General features: G+C 66.0%; 19 protein-coding genes and 2 tRNA genes. 8 read left to right on the top strand and 13 right to left on the bottom strand.

Features of this window, described 5'->3' with window-relative positions:
- Positions 1 to 127: 127 nt before the first annotated feature.
- The 6 genes from CVV68_RS17235 to CVV68_RS17210 all read right to left on the bottom strand — a co-directional run bounded on the left by CVV68_RS17235 (position 128) and on the right by CVV68_RS17210 (position 5441).
- Positions 128 to 766 (bottom strand): mycothiol-dependent nitroreductase Rv2466c family protein, encoded by a 639-nt coding sequence (locus CVV68_RS17235; RefSeq protein ID WP_110502233.1) that lies wholly within the window; start codon positions 764 to 766, stop codon positions 128 to 130.
- 65 nt (positions 767 to 831) lie between these two features.
- On the bottom strand, positions 832 to 2118 hold the full coding sequence (gene clpX, locus CVV68_RS17230) for an ATP-dependent Clp protease ATP-binding subunit ClpX (RefSeq protein ID WP_110502232.1): 1287 nt from the start codon (positions 2116 to 2118) through the stop codon (positions 832 to 834).
- 183 nt (positions 2119 to 2301) lie between these two features.
- Complete coding sequence (locus CVV68_RS17225) at positions 2302 to 2976, bottom strand: ATP-dependent Clp protease proteolytic subunit (protein ID WP_110502231.1); 675 nt, start codon at positions 2974 to 2976, stop codon at positions 2302 to 2304.
- Between the two features lie 34 nt (positions 2977 to 3010).
- Positions 3011 to 3631, bottom strand: coding sequence for an ATP-dependent Clp protease proteolytic subunit (locus CVV68_RS17220; RefSeq protein ID WP_110502230.1), 621 nt, complete (start codon positions 3629 to 3631; stop codon positions 3011 to 3013).
- 266 nt (positions 3632 to 3897) lie between these two features.
- Positions 3898 to 5280 (bottom strand): trigger factor, encoded by a 1383-nt coding sequence (gene tig, locus CVV68_RS17215; protein WP_110502229.1) that lies wholly within the window; start codon positions 5278 to 5280, stop codon positions 3898 to 3900.
- An 88-nt stretch (positions 5281 to 5368) separates the two neighbouring features.
- Positions 5369 to 5441: transfer RNA gene (locus tag CVV68_RS17210), tRNA-Pro, on the bottom strand.
- A 147-nt stretch (positions 5442 to 5588) separates the two neighbouring features.
- Between CVV68_RS17210 and CVV68_RS17205 the strand changes: the two genes are divergently transcribed.
- Positions 5589 to 5662, top strand: a tRNA-Gly gene (locus CVV68_RS17205).
- Positions 5663 to 5969: 307 nt separating this feature from the next.
- Here the strand turns inward: CVV68_RS17205 and CVV68_RS17200 are convergent.
- Genes CVV68_RS17200 through CVV68_RS17185 form a run of 4 tightly spaced genes read right to left on the bottom strand, consistent with a single transcriptional unit; the run spans position 5970 to position 9769 of the window.
- Positions 5970 to 7169: an Fpg/Nei family DNA glycosylase gene (locus CVV68_RS17200; protein WP_245933609.1), complete on the bottom strand. Its 1200-nt coding sequence runs from the start codon at positions 7167 to 7169 to the stop codon at positions 5970 to 5972.
- Between the two features lie 2 nt (positions 7170 to 7171).
- Positions 7172 to 7645 (bottom strand): ribose-5-phosphate isomerase, encoded by a 474-nt coding sequence (locus tag CVV68_RS17195; protein ID WP_110502228.1) that lies wholly within the window; start codon positions 7643 to 7645, stop codon positions 7172 to 7174.
- A gap of 58 nt (positions 7646 to 7703) precedes the next feature.
- Entirely contained in the window at positions 7704 to 8696 is a 993-nt protein-coding gene (locus tag CVV68_RS17190; protein WP_110502227.1) for a hypothetical protein, read from the bottom strand.
- A 5-nt stretch (positions 8697 to 8701) separates the two neighbouring features.
- Positions 8702 to 9769: a DUF1648 domain-containing protein gene (locus tag CVV68_RS17185; RefSeq protein WP_110502226.1), complete on the bottom strand. Its 1068-nt coding sequence runs from the start codon at positions 9767 to 9769 to the stop codon at positions 8702 to 8704.
- Between the two features lie 468 nt (positions 9770 to 10237).
- Between CVV68_RS17185 and pepN the strand changes: the two genes are divergently transcribed.
- The 5 genes from pepN to CVV68_RS17160 all read left to right on the top strand — a co-directional run bounded on the left by pepN (position 10238) and on the right by CVV68_RS17160 (position 15918).
- Positions 10238 to 12796 carry an aminopeptidase N gene (gene pepN / locus CVV68_RS17180; RefSeq protein WP_110502225.1) on the top strand — a complete coding sequence of 853 codons (2559 nt, stop codon included), beginning with the start codon at positions 10238 to 10240 and terminating at the stop codon, positions 12794 to 12796.
- 155 nt (positions 12797 to 12951) lie between these two features.
- Positions 12952 to 13773 (top strand): SGNH/GDSL hydrolase family protein, encoded by an 822-nt coding sequence (locus CVV68_RS17175; protein WP_110502224.1) that lies wholly within the window; start codon positions 12952 to 12954, stop codon positions 13771 to 13773.
- Positions 13774 to 13852: 79 nt separating this feature from the next.
- Positions 13853 to 14335: an OsmC family protein gene (locus CVV68_RS17170; protein WP_110502223.1), complete on the top strand. Its 483-nt coding sequence runs from the start codon at positions 13853 to 13855 to the stop codon at positions 14333 to 14335.
- A 95-nt stretch (positions 14336 to 14430) separates the two neighbouring features.
- Positions 14431 to 15216 carry a mechanosensitive ion channel family protein gene (locus CVV68_RS17165; protein WP_245933614.1) on the top strand — a complete coding sequence of 262 codons (786 nt, stop codon included), beginning with the start codon at positions 14431 to 14433 and terminating at the stop codon, positions 15214 to 15216.
- Positions 15217 to 15408: 192 nt separating this feature from the next.
- Positions 15409 to 15918 carry a globin gene (locus CVV68_RS17160; RefSeq protein WP_110502239.1) on the top strand — a complete coding sequence of 170 codons (510 nt, stop codon included), beginning with the start codon at positions 15409 to 15411 and terminating at the stop codon, positions 15916 to 15918.
- Positions 15919 to 16127: 209 nt separating this feature from the next.
- Here the strand turns inward: CVV68_RS17160 and CVV68_RS17155 are convergent, their stop codons facing one another.
- Positions 16128 to 16796 carry a DUF8185 domain-containing protein gene (locus CVV68_RS17155; RefSeq protein ID WP_110502221.1) on the bottom strand — a complete coding sequence of 223 codons (669 nt, stop codon included), beginning with the start codon at positions 16794 to 16796 and terminating at the stop codon, positions 16128 to 16130.
- Positions 16797 to 17318, bottom strand: coding sequence for an acyl-CoA thioesterase (locus CVV68_RS17150; protein ID WP_110502220.1), 522 nt, complete (start codon positions 17316 to 17318; stop codon positions 16797 to 16799).
- A gap of 114 nt (positions 17319 to 17432) precedes the next feature.
- On the opposite strand from CVV68_RS17150, the gene CVV68_RS17145 reads away from it, so the two are divergent.
- On the top strand, positions 17433 to 18341 hold the full coding sequence (locus tag CVV68_RS17145) for an acyl-CoA thioesterase (protein ID WP_110502219.1): 909 nt from the start codon (positions 17433 to 17435) through the stop codon (positions 18339 to 18341).
- Between the two features lie 282 nt (positions 18342 to 18623).
- Complete coding sequence (locus tag CVV68_RS17140; RefSeq protein WP_110502218.1) at positions 18624 to 18824, top strand: YciI family protein; 201 nt, start codon at positions 18624 to 18626, stop codon at positions 18822 to 18824.
- A gap of 266 nt (positions 18825 to 19090) precedes the next feature.
- On the opposite strand, the gene CVV68_RS17135 is transcribed toward CVV68_RS17140, so the two are convergent.
- Positions 19091 to 20305, bottom strand: coding sequence for an MFS transporter (locus tag CVV68_RS17135; protein WP_211320890.1), 1215 nt, complete (start codon positions 20303 to 20305; stop codon positions 19091 to 19093).
- Positions 20306 to 20395: the final 90 nt, after the last annotated feature.

The raw sequence follows: 20395 nt of genomic DNA, 5'->3' as shown, positions 1-20395 counted from the left end.
GACACTTTCGCGAGCACTTTAGATGAGGCACGCAGGAATCATTTGGCGAGCATATTGACATGAGGCACCACGGGGCCGGGGCCAAACCATTTCCTACTGGTTTGGCCCCGGCCCCGTCAGGCGAAAGCTACCCGAACTGAGGGTCCTCCGTGCGGCTGCGCTTGATCTCGAAGAAGTACGGGAAACCAGCCAAGGTGACCGTGGCGTCCCACAGCCTGCCGGCCTCTTCCCCGCGCGGAATTCGGGTGATGACAGGGCCAAAGAACGCGGTGCCGTTGAAGGCGACGATCGGCGTGCCCACTTCCTGGCCCACTTGGCTGATGCCTTCCTCGTGGCTGGCGCGCAGGGCGGCGTCATGGGCGTCGGTGGTGGCTGCTGCAGCCAATTCGGCAGGCAGGCCCACCTCGGCCAGCGCCTTGTCCACGACATTGGCAAGGTCCTTGTTGCCATTGACGTGGATCTGCGTGCCCATGGCGTCGTACAGCGGCTTGATAACCTGCCGGCCGTGGGCGGCGGCCGCGGCGGTGATCACGCGGACCGGCCCCCAGGCACGGGCCACGTGGGCTCTGTATTCCTCGGAAAGGTCCGCCCGGTGTTCGTTGAGCACCGACAGGCTCATGACATGCCAGTCAACGGTAATGTTCCGGACCGTCTCCACTTCGCCAATCCAGCGGGACGTGACCCACGCGAACGGGCAGGTCGGGTCAAACCAGAAATCTGCCTTTTCGGCGGTCGCTTCCCTACCGGGAACTGCGGTTTCAGACATGGTGCTCTCCTCAGGTCGCCTCACAAAATTGCGCGAATTACACGCCTGTCTGGCATAACAGCGGATCAGGCGGACTTGTTCCTGCGCTTGGCCACAACCTCGTGCGGGATCAGGTTGGCTTCGGCCAGCTTGTTCACAACGTCGGCCGTGATGACGGCGGTGGAGATGTCCTCACGGCTGGGAAGGTCGAACATGACCGGCTGCAGGACCTCTTCGAGGATGGCGCGCAGCCCCCGAGCACCGGTCCCCCGGGCCAGGGCCTGGTCGGCAATGGCGGCCAGGGCGTCCTCCTCAAACTCAAGGTCGACGCCGTCGAGCGTGAACATTTTCTGGTACTGCCTGATCAGTGCGTTCTTTGGCTCGGTGAGGATTTGGATCAGGGCGGTGCGGTCCAGCTGGGTCACGGTGGTGATGACAGGGAGCCGCCCGATGAATTCGGGGATGAGGCCAAACTTGAGCAGGTCCTCCGGCATGACGTCGGCGTAGCTGGCCTCGGACTGCTTGAGCGCGCTCAGCGGGGCACCGAAGCCGATGCCCTTCTTGCCGGCGCGCGAGCCGATGATTTCCTCGAGCCCGGCAAAGGCGCCGGCCACAATGAACAGCACGTTGGTGGTGTCTATCTGGATGAATTCCTGGTGCGGGTGCTTCCGCCCGCCCTGCGGCGGGACCGACGCCACGGTGCCTTCGAGGATTTTAAGCAGGGCCTGCTGCACACCCTCACCGGAAACGTCGCGGGTGATGGAGGGGTTCTCGGACTTGCGCGAGATTTTGTCGATCTCGTCGATGTAGATGATGCCCTGTTCGGCCTTCTTGACGTCGAAGTCCGCGGCCTGGATGAGCTTGAGCAGGATGTTTTCCACGTCCTCGCCCACGTATCCGGCTTCCGTGAGGGCGGTGGCGTCCGCAACGGCGAACGGCACGTTCAGGCGGCGGGCCAGGGTCTGGGCCAGGTATGTCTTGCCACAGCCGGTGGGTCCGACCAACAGGATGTTGGACTTCGCGATTTCCACTTCGTCGTGGACGGTGCCGGCCAGGGTGGTGGACTTGACTGCGTGGCCGGACTGGATGCGCTTGTAGTGGTTGTACACGGCGACGGCAAGTGAACGCTTGGCTGGTTCCTGGCCAATGACGTATTCCTGCAGGAAGTCGAAGATCTCCCGCGGCTTGGGCAGCTCAAAGGCGTCGAGTTCGGCCACCTCGGCCAGTTCCTCGTCGATGATCTCGTTGCACAGTTCAATGCATTCGTCGCAGATGTAGACACCGGGGCCCGCAATGAGCTTGCGGACCTGTTTCTGGCTTTTGCCACAGAAGGAACACTTCAGCAGATCAGTGCTTTCGCCCATTCTGGCCATGTGTGCGTCCTTCCGGGAACGGCGTCCGGCGTGTGCCGCTGCCATTGACTATTTCGAATGAGGCAGCCTCGGCCGCCATGCCTTGTGTACTGTCCCACTCTAGGGCAAGGCGCCGACAAAGAGTGGAAGGCACTCGCCGGGACGGAGGGATTTTTGGCCCCGCCCCGGCGGTGTGCCGTGTAACTAGCGGGTGATGGCCGCCGGCTTGATCTTGCGCGGTGCCAGCACTTCGTCAATGAGACCGTACTCCTTGGCCTGGGCGGCCGTGAGGATGTTGTCGCGCTCAATGTCGTTGCTGACCTGCTCGGGCGTGCGGCCCGAGTGTGCGGAGAGCGTGTTCTCCAGCCATTCGCGCATGCGCATGACCTCGTTGGCCTGGATTTCCAGGTCGGACGCCTGGCCTCCCTGGCCGCCGGACAGTGCGGGCTGGTGGATCAGCACGCGGGCGTTGGGCAGTGCCAAGCGCTTGCCGGGGGCGCCGGCTGCCAGCAGCACGGCGGCAGCTGAAGCGGCCTGGCCCAGGCAGACGGTTTGGATCTCAGGGCGGATGAACTGCATGGTGTCGTAAATGGCCGTCATGGCCGTGAACGATCCGCCGGGCGAGTTGATGTACAGCGTGATGTCGCGGTCCGTGTCGTCGGCCTCGAGCACCAGCAGCTGCGCCATCACGTCGTCGGCGGAGGCGTCGTCAACCTGGACGCCCAGGAAGATGATCCGGTCCTCGAACAGCTTGGTGTAGGGGTCCTGGCGCTTGAAGCCGTAGGGCGTGCGCTCCTCAAACTGCGGCAGGACGTAGCGGCTGGTGGGGAGATTGCCTGCAGTGCTGCCGAAGGCCGTACCGCCAAAGTTGTAAGTCATGTCTGTGTGCTCCTGGAGTCTGTACTTCGGCCGGTTACTTGGCGTTGGTTCCGCCGCCACCGGCGACGGAACCTGCGTGGCGGGCGATCTTGTCAAAGAAGCCGTATTCGAGTGCTTCCTCGGCCGTGAACCATTTGTCGCGGTCGTTGTCCTTGAGGATCTTCTCCACGGTCTGGCCGGTCTGTTCGGCCGTCAGGTCGGCCATGACCTTCTTCATGTGCAGGATCAGCTCGGCCTGGATCTTGATGTCCGACGCCGTTCCGCCAATGCCGCCGGAGGGCTGGTGCATGAGGATGCGTGCGTTGGGCGTGGCGTACCGCTTGCCCTTGGTGCCGGAGGAGAGCAGGAACTGCCCCATGGAGGCTGCCAGGCCGGTTGCCACGGTGACAACGTCGTTGGGGATGAATTCCATGGTGTCGTAGATCGCCATGCCTGCTGTGACCGAACCGCCCGGGGAGTTGATGTAGAGGAAGATGTCCTTGTCCGGGTCCTCGGCGGAGAGCAGCAGAAGCTGGGAACAGATCACGTTGGCGTTGTCGTCGCGGACTTCCGAGCCAAGCCAGATGATGCGCTCTTTGAGCAGGCGGTTGTAAATGTACTGGTCCGGGCCCGACGAATCCTGGCCGGCCATTTTCGGTGTGGTGTGCTGTGCCATGGTGGACTTACCTCTCCTTCGTGCAGTCCGGGGGACCGTGACCGTGCCGGCAGATACCGTCACGCCCAGTCCAACGCGGACCATCACTAATCTTCACTACTTGGACAGTAGCCGTTTTTGGGGGCATTTTGTTTCGTAAAACCGTGCTGTTCGCTGACGGCGCACGATTGCCGGGCACCCCGGGAAAAGGGCATGAAAAAAACCGTTGCCGGCCCCCGTCAAGGGAACCGGCAACGGTTTCGTCAGGCTCTTCCCCTGCGGGGAAGTTAGATGCGGACCTCGCCCGGGTCCACCACGGCGGTGGGCTCGATGACGTCGTCGGAAGCGGCATCTACGGTCTCTTGCTCATCGGACTCGTCGGAGGCGACCGAGACAAAATCGGTGAGGTCGACGTCGTCGCCCTTGGTGTCCTTCACGGCAGCCTTGGCCAGAACGGCGGCCAGGGCCTTGCGGCGGCGGACTTCGCCCACGATCATGTTGACCTGGCCGGAGGAATCGAGCATCTGCGCAAACTGGTTCGGGTCCATGCCGTACTGGCTGGCGGAGGAGACGATGTAGTCGATCAGCTCAGGCTGGCTGACACCGATTTCTTCCTTGTCGGCAATGGCGTCGAGGATGATCTCGTTGCGGAAGGCCCGTTCGGTGTTGTCCTTGACCTCGGCGCGGTGCTCTTCGGTGTCGTGGTCCTCACCGTGGGAGTTCTCCGGCTTGAAGTGCTGCTCGAGCTGCTCGGCAACTACGGACTCGGGAACCGGAATCTCAACGAGCTCAACGAGCTTGTCCAGGACCTTGTCACGGGCCTCAACACCCTGCTCCACCGTCTTGGACTCGGCGGCCTGCTTGGCCAGGTCCTCGCGCAGTTCGGCGATGGTGTCGAATTCGGAGGCCAGCTGGGCAAAGTCGTCGTTGGCCTCGGGCAGTTCGCGGACCTTGACGGCGGTGACCTTCACGGTGACCTGTGCGTCTTCGCCAGCGTGGTCCCCGCCGGCCAGCTTGGTGTCAAAGATGGCTTCTTCGCCGGCGGACAGGCCGGTGGCTGCCTCGTCCAGGCCTTCGAGCATGTTGCCCGCACCGATCTGGTAGGAAAGGTCGGCAGCTGAGTCAACCTCTTCGTCCTCGATCTTGGCGGAGATGTTGATGGTGACGAAATCGCCGTCGGCGGCGGGGCGGTCCTCGGACTTGAGCGTGCCGAAGCGGCCGCGCAGCTCGTCGAGGGCCTTGTCGGTGTCCTCGTCGGTGGCTTCGAGCGCCTCCACCTCAACTTCGATGCCTTCGTAGTCGGGCAGCTCGATCTCGGGGCGGACGTCGATCTCGACGTGGAACTTCAGCTCGCCGTCGGTGGCCGTGGGGTCCGGGACCTCGGTGATTTCAACCTCTGGGCGGCTGAGCGGGTTGATGCCGGCTTCCACCACGGCGCTCTGGTACCAGCCGTTGAGGCCCTCGTTGATGGCGGTTTCCAGGACGTAGCCACGGCCAACGCGCTGGTCGATCAACTTGTTGGGGACCTTGCCCTTGCGGAAACCAGGCACCTGGACCTGTGTGGCAATCGTCTTATAAGCCTCGGCAATGCTGGGCTTCAATTCCTCAAAGGAAACCTCAACGTTGAGCTTTACCCGGGTGGGCGTGAGGTTTTCGACAGCGCTCTTCACAGCGTGGTACTCCTGATGGTCTGTTGGTGGATGTTAGGCACCAGCACATGGGCAGCCACTGACCAAACGTGAACCGGATTATGCTGAGTCGGGGCGACAGGACTCGAACCTGCGGTCTCCTGCTCCCAAAGCAGGCGCGCTAGCCACTACGCTACGCCCCGTAGTGCCCGGAACAGTCTACGGGCAAAACTTGGCGGATGCACAATCTGCCCCGCCCTGGTGCAGCCCTGAAAGCCCCGCGGCGGATTTGCGGCCCGCCGGGTGCGTTGCTACTATCGAGGAGTTGCTGCGCCGAAAGGCGAATTTCCGGGGGCGTAGCTTAATGGTAAAGCCTCAGTTTTCCAAACTGATGACGCGGGTTCGATTCCCGTCGCCCCCTCCAAAACCGCTGAATCCCCCGGTCATCGATGTCATCGAATGCCGGGTTTTTTTGCGCCCGGCTCGGCGGTCTGTCCCTCCAGGCCTGCCGATCCCGCGGCGGCCAGCCCTGTGGAGGCTCAAATCTTCACGGGGGCTGGTGTTGGCTCCCGACTTTTCACGTGTGCTGGTGCCAGCGCCAAAATGGTGGTTGCAACCACCGGTCCCGCAGCTAACACCAGCACAACCGACATTGGCCTCACCCGAGAAAACAACGACCCTCGAAGGGTTGTTTGTGTGGTCATCTCGAGCGGGTCAACGGGGAACGGGCGTCAGCCTTGGCACCCCGGGCACCAGTAAAGCTTGCGGCCACCGAGCTCCTTCATGGCAACCACCGTGCCGCAGTGCCGGCAGGGCAGTCCGTTGCGCTTGTACACATAGTTCGCGTCTTCCACCGGAACGTCCTTATCAGCGCCCGACTCCGGACCCGGCGGCTCCGCTCCTCCCCCGGCTGTTGCTGTCGCCGGGCGGGCGGAACCGCCGCCAGCGTCCCCACTCCCGCTCACGCTCCCGGCGGCCGTGGCGTTCCGGTCGTATCCGTCCGCGTCGTCTTCGTCCGCAACGCGTGCTTCCGCCAGGGCATGGCCCACGTCGGCGCCGATCCCGGACGGCCGGTCCGCCAGTTCGGTGGTGATGATGCGTCCGTCGCGGACGCCGTCGGCCATCACCAGCGCGATGTCGTCCCACAGCGCCCCGGCCTCGCCGAGGCGCAGAGATGCGCCCGGCAGCATGGGGTCCAGCCCGCGCCGGAACAGCACCTCGGCGCGGTACACATTGCCCACGCCGGCCAGCACGTCCTGCTTCATCAGCTGCAGCGCAACGGACGTGGTGCTTTTGCTGATGCGACGGACAAATTCCCCACGGTCACCGGGCCGGTGGAGCAGCGGGTCGGGGCCGAGCCTGGCCCGCACCGCGGCAGCCTCCGCAAGGGTCAGCACCTCGCAGGCCGTGGGCCCGCGAAGGTCCGCCCAGCCGTGCGGGGAGACCAGTCGCACCCGCACCGCGCCCTTGGGCTCGGGCGGGCCGTTGTACTCCCCACGTCCTCCCCCAGCTCGCAAGCTCACTCCGGGCCCCTCGGCCGCGTGGGCCCACCCACGTCCTCCCCCAGCTCGCAAGCTCACTCCGGGCCCCTCGGCCGCGTGGGCCCACTCGCCGTCGTGGCCTGCAATTCCACGCACTTCCCGCTCGCCGATCCGCCGCGGCGCGCCAATGCTGGACGCCCCGGTGAAGGTGGAGTCGCCGCCAAAGTCCCAGGCGCCGTACAGACCCAGGTGCACGCGCATGACGAGCTCGTGCGCGAAGAACAGGAACAGCTGCTTGCCGTGCGCCTCCGCCAGCTCCAGCACCTGCCCGTCAATCCGGGCCGCGCCCGCGGCGAACTTGCCCTGCGGGCTGGACACGGAAAGCGCGGCCCCGCCAAACACGTCGTTGAACTGCCGGGCCAGCCGGTGAACGGAATGCCCCTCGGGCATGCCTACTCGACAACCTCGCCGGTGGCCTCGTACGTGGCGATCTTTCCGATGCGGCGCACATGGCGCTCGGCGTTGCTGAACGGCTCGGCCAGGAACGCCTCGATCAGTGCAGTGGCCTCTTCAACCGAGTGCTGGCGTCCGCCCACGGCCACGACATTGGCGTCATTGTGCTCACGGGCCAGCTTGGCCGTGTCCAGGTTCCAGGCCAGGGCCGCGCGCACGCCCTTGACCTTGTTCGCGGCGATCTGCTCGCCGTTGCCGGAGCCGCCCAGCACAATCCCGAGCGCGTCCACGCCTGCGGCCTGGTCGGCCACCACGGCCAGTGCGGCGTTGATGCAGAAGGACGGGTAGTCGTCCTCGGCGTCGTAAGCCGCAGGTCCGTGGTCCACCATCTCGAATCCCTTGGCGGTCAGTGCGGTGATGAGGTGGGAGCTGAGCTCCATGCCGGCGTGGTCGGTTGCGATGTGAACGCGCATGGGTGGTCCTTCAAGCTTGTTGGGGTGCAGTCGCTTCCAGACTACCGAAACCGACGCCTCAGTGTTGACCGGGGCCCTTGCCCGCCCGGCGGTTGAGGATGGCTGCGAGGTCGTCCGCCGTGTCCAGGTTGGGGGCGCCGACCACCAGCCGCCCTGCCCGCACATCCCGCAGCACGACGGCCGCGCCTGAGCAGGCCAGGAAGCTTTCACTGCCGCTGTGCCTGCGCAGGCCCCAGCCTCCGTAGTCCCGGGCCTTGATGTCGAGGGACACTGCCGCATCGACGTCGGTGCACGGCACCACAATGACGGGAACCATCCCAGCCAACTTCACCGTCAGCCGGTGCCTGTCCACGTGCACTGTTGCGCACAACCACCCCACAACCAGCAGGGCAGCCACCACAAGTCCCGGCAGGAACCATCCGCTGACCACCGTCAGCACCGCGCCGGGCAGGATTCCGCACAGCAGCACCATGACGATCACGGAGCTGCGCGGGTGGATCGTGTAGACGAGGCGGTCCTTCGACACGGCTGGGTCCGCCTCCAGCACCAGCATTTCGGCCAGGGCGGCGTCATCGGAGCCCGTCCACTGTTCGTCGGGCTTGAACGTCAGGGCCAGCACCACACCCATGGCAGCGGCGAGCCCGCACCCCATCAACACCACGTAGCCGTCCAGGCGCTGCGCGGTAGACCCGCCCTGCCCTGACTGGCCAAGAAGTGCAGCGGCAAACAAGGTGACAGATCCCAGCTGCAGGGCCATGCCGGACCCCAGGAGCAGGCGCCGCAGGTTGCGGGGCAGCGTGGTCCGAGCCCCGAACCCGCCCACCCCGATCCCCAGGATCAGGGTGACAGCCACGGCAACCGCCAGGAACGCCGGGAGCGGCAGGGGCCCGCCGCCGGTGGGCAGCTCGGCGCCGGCCGGCAGGTCCCGGGCCAGCAGCAGCCCTCCGCCCACCAGCCCAAGGCACAGCAGTACCGGGAAAATAATGGCAAAGCGCAGCGCACGGGCGTCGATGGGCCGCTCACTGTTGTTCTCCGCTGCGGGAACGTTCATGGGCACTACTTTTTCACACCCTCTTTCAAACCGAAGTTCGTGTTACCGCCGGCGCGGGCATAGGCGGTGACCAGCGAGCACGCGCGTGCGGCGGTTCCGACGTCAGGCATCGAGACCACGTAGCGTTGATGGAACGCAGTTTCCAGGACCAGGGCCGGTCCGCTGGCGGTGATGAAGGCAATGCTGCCGCCGCCCAGGCGATAGCCCCAGCCACCGTAGTCCAGTGCCCGGACGTCCTCCACGGTAGCGGCGCGGATCTCCGTAAAGTCAAACGGCATTAGCTTCCAAAAGCCTGAGGCCAGCACCGTTGTGCCGCCCGGACCGATCTCCAGCGTCCCCTGGCAAAAGATCCACATCAGTGCGGCAACCGGAACGCCGAGCACGGCCAGCCACGGCGAGATGAAGTAAACGCTGGCTCCAACAACGGCGCCCATGCCCAGGCTCAGACACCACTTCGCCGGTCCCATGGACACCTTCACGGACAGCGTTTCGCCGCTGGCCGCCATGCGCGCGGCATCGGCGCTGACGGGCTCGCTCTCCAGCGCGTCAGCCGCACACTGGACCTCCGGCCCGGGCCTCCGGTCCACCTCGCCAGGCCTGTAGCGCCAGATGGCCGCTACGGCCACGAGAACTGCAACGGCGGCTCCGGCCCACATGGCAGGCGCGGAAAGTCCCGCCTGCGAAGCATCCTTCAAATCGAGCTGACCGGCCACGATGGCGACGAACAGGGCCGTAAGCATGATCCCGACGCCGAGGCCGGCACCCACGCAGATCCGTGAAACCATGAGCGACTGGCCGCGGCTGGCTATCCCGAGTCCGGCCAGCAGGGTCCCGCTGCCACCTCCGACCAGGATGGCAATCAGTGCCGTGACCCACAGCGGGGAGTAGCCGTCAACGCCGTTACTCCCCCAGTGGGTGGCCAGCTCTGCGGGCAGCCGGTCCGCCACAGTGAACATCCACGCGGCAGCGAGCACGCCCAACAGCATTGGCCCGGCAACCACGCCGTTCAGCCACGCCCGGTTGTACGCGTGCTCTGCCCCGGCGCTTCGCACAGGCTCCCCCACCAAAATCATGTCCCGCCTTCGTGTCCGAACCAATCAATCCCCGGTCAGGTCAAGATCAACCCCTGTAGTAAGACTGCCCCACAGTGTCCGTGCGGACAACTTCCAGCTTGGGACAGCCAGTCCCGCAGCGGACCAGCCGGCGGGCGCGCAACCCGGACCAGCTGCCTGGCCCGCAGTTCTGGCCCGGGAGCGGCACATCCGCCATTCAAAAGACAGCACATGCGGGTATTTGGTCCCCGCACCCGCATGTGCTGGATCTTCAATCGCCACGGCGGCCCCGCACCCGCATGTGCTGTATCTTCAATTTCTACCCAGAGCACGAGCGCGTGGCCCCACTCACAATGGGACCCGTAAAGTGAAAGACTGAACACATCCCGCCGGCGAGCTAAGCCGGCACTGTGTACCAAAAGACTGTGCACTCGAAAGAATGTGCACCCGCATTACCGTCCACCCAACACCGAACGGAAGGCACTTTCCTTGCCTGGCTTGAACCTGACCCGCGCCGAAGCGATCGAGCGCACTGCAACGCTGACTGTCAAGGACTATGACGTCACCCTTGACCTGACACAATCCGCCGAGACCTTTCCGTCCACCACCACGGTGAGGTTCACCTCCAGGGAGGGGTCGTCGTCGTTCATTGACGCGGTGACCGCCAGGGTGCGCAAAGTGGTCCTGAACGGCGTCGAACTGGATCCGGCGGAAGTCAGCGACGGCGCCCGCATCCAGCTGCCGAACCTCGCCGCGGAGAACGTGCTCACCGTTGAGGCGGACGCGCTGTTCATGAACACCGGCGAGGGCCTGCACCGCTTCGTGGATCCGGTGGACAACGAGGTCTACCTGTACAGCCAGTTCGAGGTGCCGGACAGCCGCCGCATGTTCGCCGTGTTTGAGCAGCCGGACCAGAAGGCGCAGTTCACCTTCCATGTCACCGCCCCTGCGCACTGGGATGTCATCTCCAACTCCACCACCCCGGCCCCGAAAGCCGCCGGCGAAGGCAAGTCCACGTGGCACTTTGAGCCGACGCTGACGATGTCCAGCTACATCACGGCCCTGATCGCCGGCCCGTATGAGTCCGTGCGCAGCGAGCTGACCAGCTCGGACGGGCGCACCATCCCACTGGGCGTGTTCGCCCGCAAGTCGCTCATGGCGCACCTGGACGCGGAGAACGTGTTTGAGCTGACCCGGCAGGGCTTCGAGTTCTTTGAAAAGCAGTTCGGCACCCCGTACCCGTTCCCGAAGTACGACCAGCTCTTCGTCCCCGAGTTCAACGCCGGCGCCATGGAGAACGCGGGAGCCGTGACGTTCCTGGAAAGCTACGTGTTCCGCTCCAAGGTCACCGACGCCATGGTGGAACGCCGCGCCATCACCATCCTGCACGAGCTCGCCCACATGTGGTTCGGCGACCTCGTCACCATGCGCTGGTGGAACGACCTCTGGCTCAACGAGTCCTTTGCCGAGTTCATGTCCACGCTGGCCGCGGCTGAAAACACGAAGTACGTGGACGCCTGGACGTCGTTCTCCTCCATGGAAAAGAGCTGGGCCTACCGCCAGGATCAGCTGCCGTCCACGCACCCCATCAAGGCCGACATCAAGGACCTGGAGGATGTGCTGGTCAACTTTGACGGCATCACCTACGCCAAGGGTGCGTCCGTGCTGCGCCAGCTGGTGGCCTGGGTGGGCCAGGAAGAGTTCATGGCCGGCGTCCGCGCCTACTTCGGCAAGCATGCCTGGTCCAACACCGAGCTGCCTGACCTGATGGTCGAGTTGGAGGCCGCCAGCGGCCGCGACCTGTCCGTCTGGACCGAAAAGTGGCTGGAGACCGCCGGCGTGAACACCTTCAAGCCGGCCATCGAGTCGGACGACGGCGGCGCCATCACCTCGTTCTCGATCCTCCAGTCAGCCGTTGCCGACCACCCGACCCTGCGCCCGCACCGTGCGGCAGTGGGCTTCTACGACCTCGCCACCGAGGGTGGGGACGCCGGGAAGCTGGTGCGCACGCACCGCGTGGAGCTCGACGTGGACGGCGCCGCCACCGAGGTACCGGAGCTGGTGGGACTCAAGCGCCCGGCGCTGGTCCTGCTGAACGACGACGACCTCGCCTACGCCAAGATCCGCCTCGACCCGGTGTCCCTGGCCACGGCCAAGGCCCACCTGAAGAACTTCAAGGATTCGCTCCCGCGTACCCTGGTCTCCGCCTCCGCCTGGGACGCCGCGCGCGACGGTGAAACCCCTGCCCGCGAGTACGTCGAGCTGGTGTTGGCCAACATTGCCTACGAGACCGATTCGACGGTGATCCAGGTGCTGCTGCGCCAGCTGGCCACCGCGCTCCACTTCTACGTGGCCCCGGAACACCAGAAGCAAACGGCCGTGGCCGCCGCAGATGCCCTGCTGGAGCTGGCCCGTGACGCGGCGGCCGGATCGGACGCGCAACTGCAGTTCACCAAGGCGTTTGCCATGAGTGCCCAGTCGGACGCCCAGCTGGACACGGTCCAGGAACTGCTGGCAGGCACGCAATCCCTGGATGCCCTGGAGATCGATACGGACCTGCGCTGGGAACTGCTGACAGCCCTCGTGGCGGGAGCACGCGCGACCCAGGGCAGCATCGACGCCGAGCTGGCCCGCGACAACACCCAAAACGGCCAGCTCGCTGCGGCAACCGCCTCGTCCAGCATCCCCACACAGGAGGCCAAGGCTGGGACGTGGGAGTCCGTCGTCGCGCTGGGAGAGCATGCCAACGCAGTCCAGCGCGCATCCATCACCGGATTTGGGCGCGTGTGGGACACCTCGCTGCTGGAGCCGTACGTGGAGAAGTACTTTGCCGCGATCCGGGGGGTGTGGGCGGACAGGTCGTATGAGACCGCCTCCACGATCATCACCGGGCTGTACCCGTCGCAGCTGGTGTCTCAGTCCACGCTGGATGCCACAGATGCGTTCCTGGCCGGGCTGGGCGATGAAACGCCGGCCCTGCGCCGGCTCATCGTGGAAAGCCGTGACGGCGTGGTCCGCGCGCTGAAGGCGCAGGCCGCCGACGCCTAATCCTGTGCTAAAAAATGTCCCGGCCGCAGTGGTCTTGACGCTGTGACCGGGGCATTTTTTGCGGTGTTTAAGCTCCCTCCGCAGATGCGGCGGAATACTCCCCAGCGTTGACGGAAAGTCTAGTCCTGGCGGGCCTTTCGGAGTAGCTTCAGATCATGTTTACTCACCATCTCAAGGGATTCGCTGCCCGCGCAGGAGCCGTCACGCTCCTGTCCGTCGGGATGATTGCGGGACTCGCCGTTACCCCGGCCCTAGCCCAAACACGCACCGCTTCCGCCACACTGACCTACACGGTCATGGGCGACTCCTACTCGGCCGGCTCAGGAGCCGGAAACGAGACCGGCCAGTGCGCCCAGAGTACCGCCGGCTACGCCAATGACGTTGCTGCCATGACCGGTGCCACGCTAACCAACATCGCCTGCTCAGGCTTCACCACCACCCAGGTCACCTCGATGGAGGTGCCGTACCTTTCGCCCACCACGAAGCTGATCACCATCACCGCTGGCGGGAACGACGTCGGTTGGACCACCGCCGTGGGAGCCTGCCTCACCTCCACCACGGCCGTGTGCAAGGCCGCCGTTGCCAATTCGATCTACCTGATGTCCAAGGTGCCCAAGAACGCCACCACGATGCTCAAGGCCATCAAGGCCAAGTCACCGCACGCGCGGATACTGTATCTGGGCTATCCGCGGCTGTTTGAACCGGCGAACATGCCGGCGCTGGGTTTCACCCCCACCCAAGTCACCGGCGCCAAGCTTCTGAACGGGGCAGCGGACCTGCTCAACGCCATTCTGGCCTTCACTTCCCTGTCCAACCGAGTGGCGTTTGTGCCTGTGGCTTACAAGTTCGCCGGGCATGGAGTCCCCTCCAGCCAACCATGGCTGAACTACCCTGGCGGTCCGGACCCCTTCGCGTTCCACCCGAACGCCACCGGTTACCTTGACGGCTACGCAGCCGCGGTCAGGCCCTTCCTCTGACAGGCTTCGCAAGCCGGCTGACCCCCTCCCCAATCCGGCTCCGCTCGCTTGGGGCCCCTCGGGCGCTAGGCTTGGCACCATGAGCCAGAGTGAACACCACTACGAGGTCAACGTATTTTGGACGGGCAACCGGGGCGCCGGAACATCCGGCTACCGCGACTACGGCCGCGACCACAGTGTCACGGCCGTTGGCCTGCCCACGCTGCTGGGGTCCGCGGACAGGACGTTCCACGGGGACCGGGAGCGCTGGAATCCGGAGCTGCTGCTGGTGACGGCCCTGTCGCAATGCCACATGCTCTCCTTCCTGCACGTGGCCGTCCTGCACGGCGTGGTGGTCACCAAGTATGAAGACGCCGCCACCGGAACCATGGTGCTGAACCCGGACGGCAGCGGCCAGTTCAGCTCCGTGACACTGCACCCGAAGATTTCCGTGGCGGAGCCCGGGATGGAGGAACTGGCGCTGACGCTGCATGCCGAGGCGTCGCGGAAGTGCTTCATAGCGCGCAGCGTGAACTTCCCGGTACACCACGAGCCCGGGCTGGCACCGCCCACGCTGGACTGATCCGCACCGGACCCAACCACCAGTTGCCCGCGCTAGGGTAGAAGCAAGTCCATGCCCAACCCCCGAAATAGATGCCAGGTGATTGACCCTTGCCGCTGACCACCCTTGAAGCCGCCAGCAACTCGATCCTGGACAACCTGATCCACGCCGGAATCGCCGTGGGCATTTCGCTGCTCGCCTGGCTGATCCTGCACTACCTGATCCGGATCGTAGTCAAGCGTGCCGAAAAGGGATACTGGCACCAACGGGGCCTGGGCTGGGTGAAACCGGTTTTCCGGAACCTGGACCCGGTGATGCGAGCCCTGGACAACGAACGCCGCGTGCAACGGGCCCGCACCATTGGCACGCTCCTGAATTCTCTGCTGACGGTGATCGTTGTGGTCATCGCAGCCTTCTACGTGCTGTTGGCCTTCGAAGTGAACATCGCACCCCTGCTGGCCAGCGTCGGCGTCGTGGGCATCGCCATTGGCTTTGGCAGTCAACAGCTCATCCGCGACTTCCTGGCCGGCATCTTCATCACCCTCGAGGACCAGTACGGCATTGGCGACGTCATCCAGACCAGCGAGGTGATTGGCCAGGTGGAGTACGTGGGACTGCGCATCACCCGTGTCCGGGGCGAGGACGGGACCCTCTGGTACCTGCGCAACGGTGAAATCCTGCGCCTGGGCAACCGCTCCAAGGGCAACTACGTGCCACCCGAGGAGCAGGGCACGACGCCGGCCTCCCCACCTCCCGGCGCAACCCACGCCCCGCCAGCCGCACCGCCCGCAGCACCGCCGGTGGGCACAGCGCCATCGGCACCGTCGGCACCCGGGCAGGCAACGGCGTCGTCCGCCCCGGCCACGCCTCTCACCACCGAACCGCACGAATCCGCAGAATAGAAAGCACCCCACACCATGACCGCCCAGCACAACCAGTTGTCCCCCTTCGCCGACGGGCCCGCAGCGAACGACGCGGCCGAAGGCGGAGCCGACGACCTCACTCCCGTGAGAGACCCGGGCCCGGCGCAGCAGTCCGAAAATCGCGAGGAGGGCACGCCCATTCCGTCACGCTTTGGGGCGCCGCTGGCCCGCATGCTGCCGATCCCGGTAAAAGTGGGGCACCCGCTGCCGTCCACGTCCAGGCCCAGCGCCGAGCCGGCCGCGGCCACTGCGCCTGTGCCGGCCGATCCGGCGGACGAGTCAGCCTACGCGGACACGTTCTACGGCCAGATCGGCGGGCACGAGACGTTCAAGAAGATCATCCACGTCTTTTACCAGGGCATCGCCGCGGATCCGCTGCTGCGTGCCATGTACCACGAAGAAGACCTGGGTCCGGCCGAGCACCGCATGCTGATGTTCATGGAACAGTACTGGGGCGGCCCGCGCACCTACCTTGAGGAACGCGGCCACCCGCGCCTGCGCATGCGCCACGTCCCGTTCGCCGTCACCCCGGAGGCCCGCGACCGCTGGCTCGCCGCCATGCGCAAGGGCGTGGACTCCGCGGAGCTCTCCCCCCTGCACGAGGCCACGCTTTGGGACTACCTGGAGCGCGCCGCGGCATCATTGGTCAACGCCCCATCGGATCCTTCCCAGCGCGTCTAGCCCCATTGCGGCGGCCAGTTGTCCCGGTCCTGGCGTCGGGCGTACAGCTCCGGCGGCCTGCCAGAGCTGTACTCCCGAGGCGGCGGGCCGGGTGGCTGGTGTTTCCGTAGGCGGCGTCAGTCCCCAAGCGCTCCCACTGCTCGCAATCCCCCGCCGCTGGCAGCTGCGCATCACCGCGCCGGTCCGTCACCCCGGTCCCTCAGCGAAAGTTACAGAACAGCCTTCGGGCGCACCAGGATGTGGCCGCGGCTGGTGCTCAGGCGGAGCCAGCGGTTGGAGCGGAACACGGTGCCGGTCTCCCCCGGCGCCACAAAACCCAAGGCGTAGGCCGCAAAGGCGGCGCCGCCGGGCAGTTCCCCCGCAACGCCGGCAATGGGCCGCCCCCACACCGCCGCCCGCGCGTTGTTGACTATGAGGGCGCCCGGGTTGACGGGGATGATCTGCCCGATCTCCTGTACGCCGTCCTTGGCCACCTTGATCAGCGTTTCCGCATCCACGGTGGCCACTTCCTCCCACGCGCCGCGCGGTGCGCTGACGGCAGCCCACGATTCGTTGACGGTCATGGGCGGCACGGGCAGCGAGGTGTCGTCCACGTCCATGCGCGCCAGCCGGTCGGCCACGGAGGCCAGGCTCACTGTCACGTCCACCTCCGACGGCGCGTCGAGCGCCATGGTGCGCAGCCCCAGGATCGTCGGGGTCCCCTCGCCCAGCAACTTCGCCCTCATGACGCAGACGTACGCGGCGAGGACCCGGCCGGCACCCTGGAGGCGGATGGCGCCGTCGTCCGCGGTGCGGGCCCGGGTCACAAAGGTCCGCAGGTCCGCGACGGTGCCGGAATCCGCGAGCTGGAGTTCATCGGTATGGGTGGCGGTGGGCATTTAACGCGCTCCTTCAGGGGCTGGTACAGCGGAATGGGCGACGCCGACGGGAGACTCCGCGGGACGGCGGCGGAACGGCACAGGCCCGCCGCGCCAGGTGTCCAGGGCTGCGCGCTGAGCCCCGGTCAAGCGCACGGGGCGGCCCGTGGAGCGGGAGACCAGGACCATCGAGGTGGCGGCCTGGGCGAAGACCAGGGCGGTGTCTGCGTCGGTGATGGTGTAGCCAAAGTCGAAGCTGGAGCCGCCAACATTGGTGACCCAGATATTCACGAACACGGGCTCCGTGCGGAAGGCGATGGGTGCCAGGTATTCAATCTCGTTGCGTCCCACCAGGGTGAAGAGTTCGTCGCCAATGAGGTCGTTGAAGCTGGCGCCGGGGGAATCCGCGTCGGCCAACGGGGTGTGGATCAGCTGGACCCTGGCGTCCTCCAAGTACTGCAAATACACCACGTTGTTGACATGGTTGTAGGCGTCAATGTCGCCGAAGCGCACCTGGAGGGATATCTGGATTGCCTTGGCCATATGCCCATCATGTCAAAGCCGCGGGGCCGCACCAAGCGGAGGTGCCGCGCATCACCACTTTCGGGCGCCCAGGCCATTTGTGCGCGTGCGCGGCTGACACATAGAGTCACGTTTATGAATGCCACGCCGCCACGCGCCGCCCCCATGGACCAGCTGCTCCACCTCCTCGACCTGTCCGACGCCGGCGGGGCCCAGACGGACGAGTACATCTTCGTGGGTCCGGGTGAGGCAAACGCGGTCCGGCCGCGGCTGTTTGGCGGTCAGGTACTGGCGCAGTCGCTCATCGCCGCTTCGCGGACAGTGGACGCGGACCGGCTGGTCCACTCGATGCACGGCTACTTCCTGCGCCCCGGCGATGCCGCCGCGCCCATCACCTTCGGCGTGGAGCGCCTGCGCGACGGCAGATCGTTCACTGCCCGACGCGCACACGCCTATCAGGGCGGCAAGCCCATCCTGTCCATGATCGCCTCCTTCCAGACGCCGGACGAAGGCCTTGAGCACCAGGAGCCCATGCCCGGGGGCGTTCCGGACCCGGAGACGCTGCCGACGGCGGCCCAGCTGCTCGGTGCGATAGACCACCCGGTGGCCCAGTCCTGGGCACACGACCGGCCCTTCGACATCCGCCACGTGGACCCCAACATTTACTTCCAGGCACCCGGCGAGCACGTGGCACACCAGGCCGTGTGGATGAAGGCGCTTGGCACCATGCCGGATGACCAAAGCCTGCACCGGGCCGCCTTGGCCTACGCCAGCGACTACACGCTTTTGGAGCCGGTGCTGCGCCGGCACGGCATCAGCTGGGCCACCCCGGGCATGAGCGTGGCCAGCCTGGACCATGCCATGTGGTGGCACCGGCCATTGCGCGTGGACGAATGGCTGCTCTACGTCTCCGACTCCCCCAGCGCGTCCGGCGCGCGCGGGCTGAGCCGCGGCCGCTTTTACAACCGCGACGGCGAACTGGTCGCCTCCGTGGCCCAGGAGGGCATGGTCCGGCTGCCTGAAGGCACGCCGGGGATCGACTAAAGGCTTTTCATTCCGCCTGTCGATTTCCGCGGGTACCGTTCATCGTGGGCGTGTAGGCAGCCATTAGGACGCCTTGCCGGCTTTCCCGGCCGGACCGCCGGGGAGTGAACGCCATGACCAAGCAGTACCTTGCAGTGATCCGCGAGTCCAAGTTTGATCCCGGGCTGGTCACGGAGAAGATGCGGGCGGACGCCATGTCGGCGCACCAGGCCTTTGCCGCCGCCGTCGGGGAGGCGGGAAGGCAGCGTACTTTTCCGCGGTGGACTGGATTCCGGGCACGCCGTGGACATCACGCCGGGCACCGACGGCAGGCCGGCCGTCTTCAACGACAAACCGTTCACGGATGCCAAGGAAGTCAACCACGGCTTCCACCTGCTGGATCGGCCCGACGACGCCGACGCCCTCGCCCTGGCGTCAATGATCCCCAGCGGTGGCCACGTCGAGCTCTACCCTGTCATGGCCAACACCGGATACCCCGGGTGACCGGCTCCGGCGACGGGCCGGCATGACACTTGACACCGGCCCTTCGGGGGCGACAGGCGGGGCCCTGGCCGGGCAGGTTTGGGCCGCCAGGGCAGACCTGCGGCGCCGGCTGGGCAGGGCGGCGAGGGTGCCGTCTCCTACCGCATGTCGTTGAAGTTCGCGTCCGGGCTGCCCGACCGGGCGTCACCCGCCAGCCGTCCCAAGGGGCCTCTGTAGCGGCCCCGATGGAATACAAGAATCGGAATCGGAGGAGATGGCCCGGCTCGCTAGAGGTGGTCGTGCTCGGCTGCGGGCCGGGGAATCAGGGGCACGGCCAGGGCCGGGCAGACGGCGGCGGCGACAAAAGCCAAGGGGAAGCCGGCCACCCCGATCAATGCGCCGAAAGCCGGACCCACCGCCGCGGCGGCAAGGAACTGGCCCGTGTTTTGGGCGCCCAGAGCCCGTCCCGCCCAAGCCGCGCCCGCCATTTCGGCGACAGAGGTAAAGGCCAGGCCATTGTCCGCGACACTGATGGTCGTGGCAATCACCATGATGACGGCGGCGGCACTCCAGTGGGCGGCATCGGCGGCGGCCAGGACCAGCATGGCAGCGGCGGCGGCCATGGCCACCCAGCGCAGGGGCCGGACCCTGCTGCCGACCCGGTCGCTGAGGACACCGGTGCCGACGCGCCCGACGGCTCCCACAAACTGCGCGACTCCCACTAGAACGCCCGCGGCCAGGGCATCCCAGCGGAGATCGGCCACGAGCCAGACCAGCCCAAAAGTGGACAGGGTAAATTGCGGCACCACCAGCAAGATGGAGACGGCATGGATGCGCCACAGGAACCCGCTGCGCCGGTAGGGGTTCAGGCTGCTTCCAACCGGGACAACGGCGGGCTTGGCCTGCCGGGGAGGATTGACGATCCAGGCGCCACAGGCCGCCGCCAGCACGGACGTAATGACCAGGGGAACCAGCAGCGCAGCCGGGATTCCAGAACCTGCCGCCAGGGTGGGCACGGTGACCGCTGCCAGTGTTACGCCGAGCGGTTGGGCCATTTGGCGGATGCCCATGGCGAGGCCGCGGCGCTCCTTGGGAAACCAGCCAACCACCACGCGCCCGCTGGCCGCGTTGGTGCTGGCCGCGGCCATGCCGCCCAGAACAAAAAAGACAGCCAGTCCTGCATAGCCCTGAGCCGCGATCGCGCCCAGGGTGGCAAGTGCGGTCAGCGCCAACCCGCCGGCGATGACCCACCGTTCACCAATCCTGTCCGCCAGCGCGCCCCACAGTATCAGTGTCAGGACCATGCCAAACGTTGGGGCCGCTGCGAGCAGTCCGGCCTGAGCCAGGGTCAGGCCGCGTTGTTGGTGGAGCATCGGGATCAAGAAGGCAGGTGCGCTGACGAATACTGTTCCGGCGGTCTGCGCTGCGACGCCCAGTCCGAGCATCAGCCATGCACGGGCAATTCTGCCCGTCGCTATCGCAGTGGCACCCTTGGTGGTCATGATGTTGTGTCCGGTAGCATGTCAGGAACGGTACACCCACTTGGTATACCAATAGAAAGGGTGTCCGGATGGCGGATGCAACACAGACCT

The sequence above is a fragment of the Arthrobacter livingstonensis genome (assembly GCF_003219815.1).
Lineage (GTDB): Bacteria > Actinomycetota > Actinomycetes > Actinomycetales > Micrococcaceae > Specibacter > Specibacter livingstonensis.
Note: the sequence above shows the minus strand (reverse complement) of the source record. Positions and strands in the feature narration are given on the sequence as shown.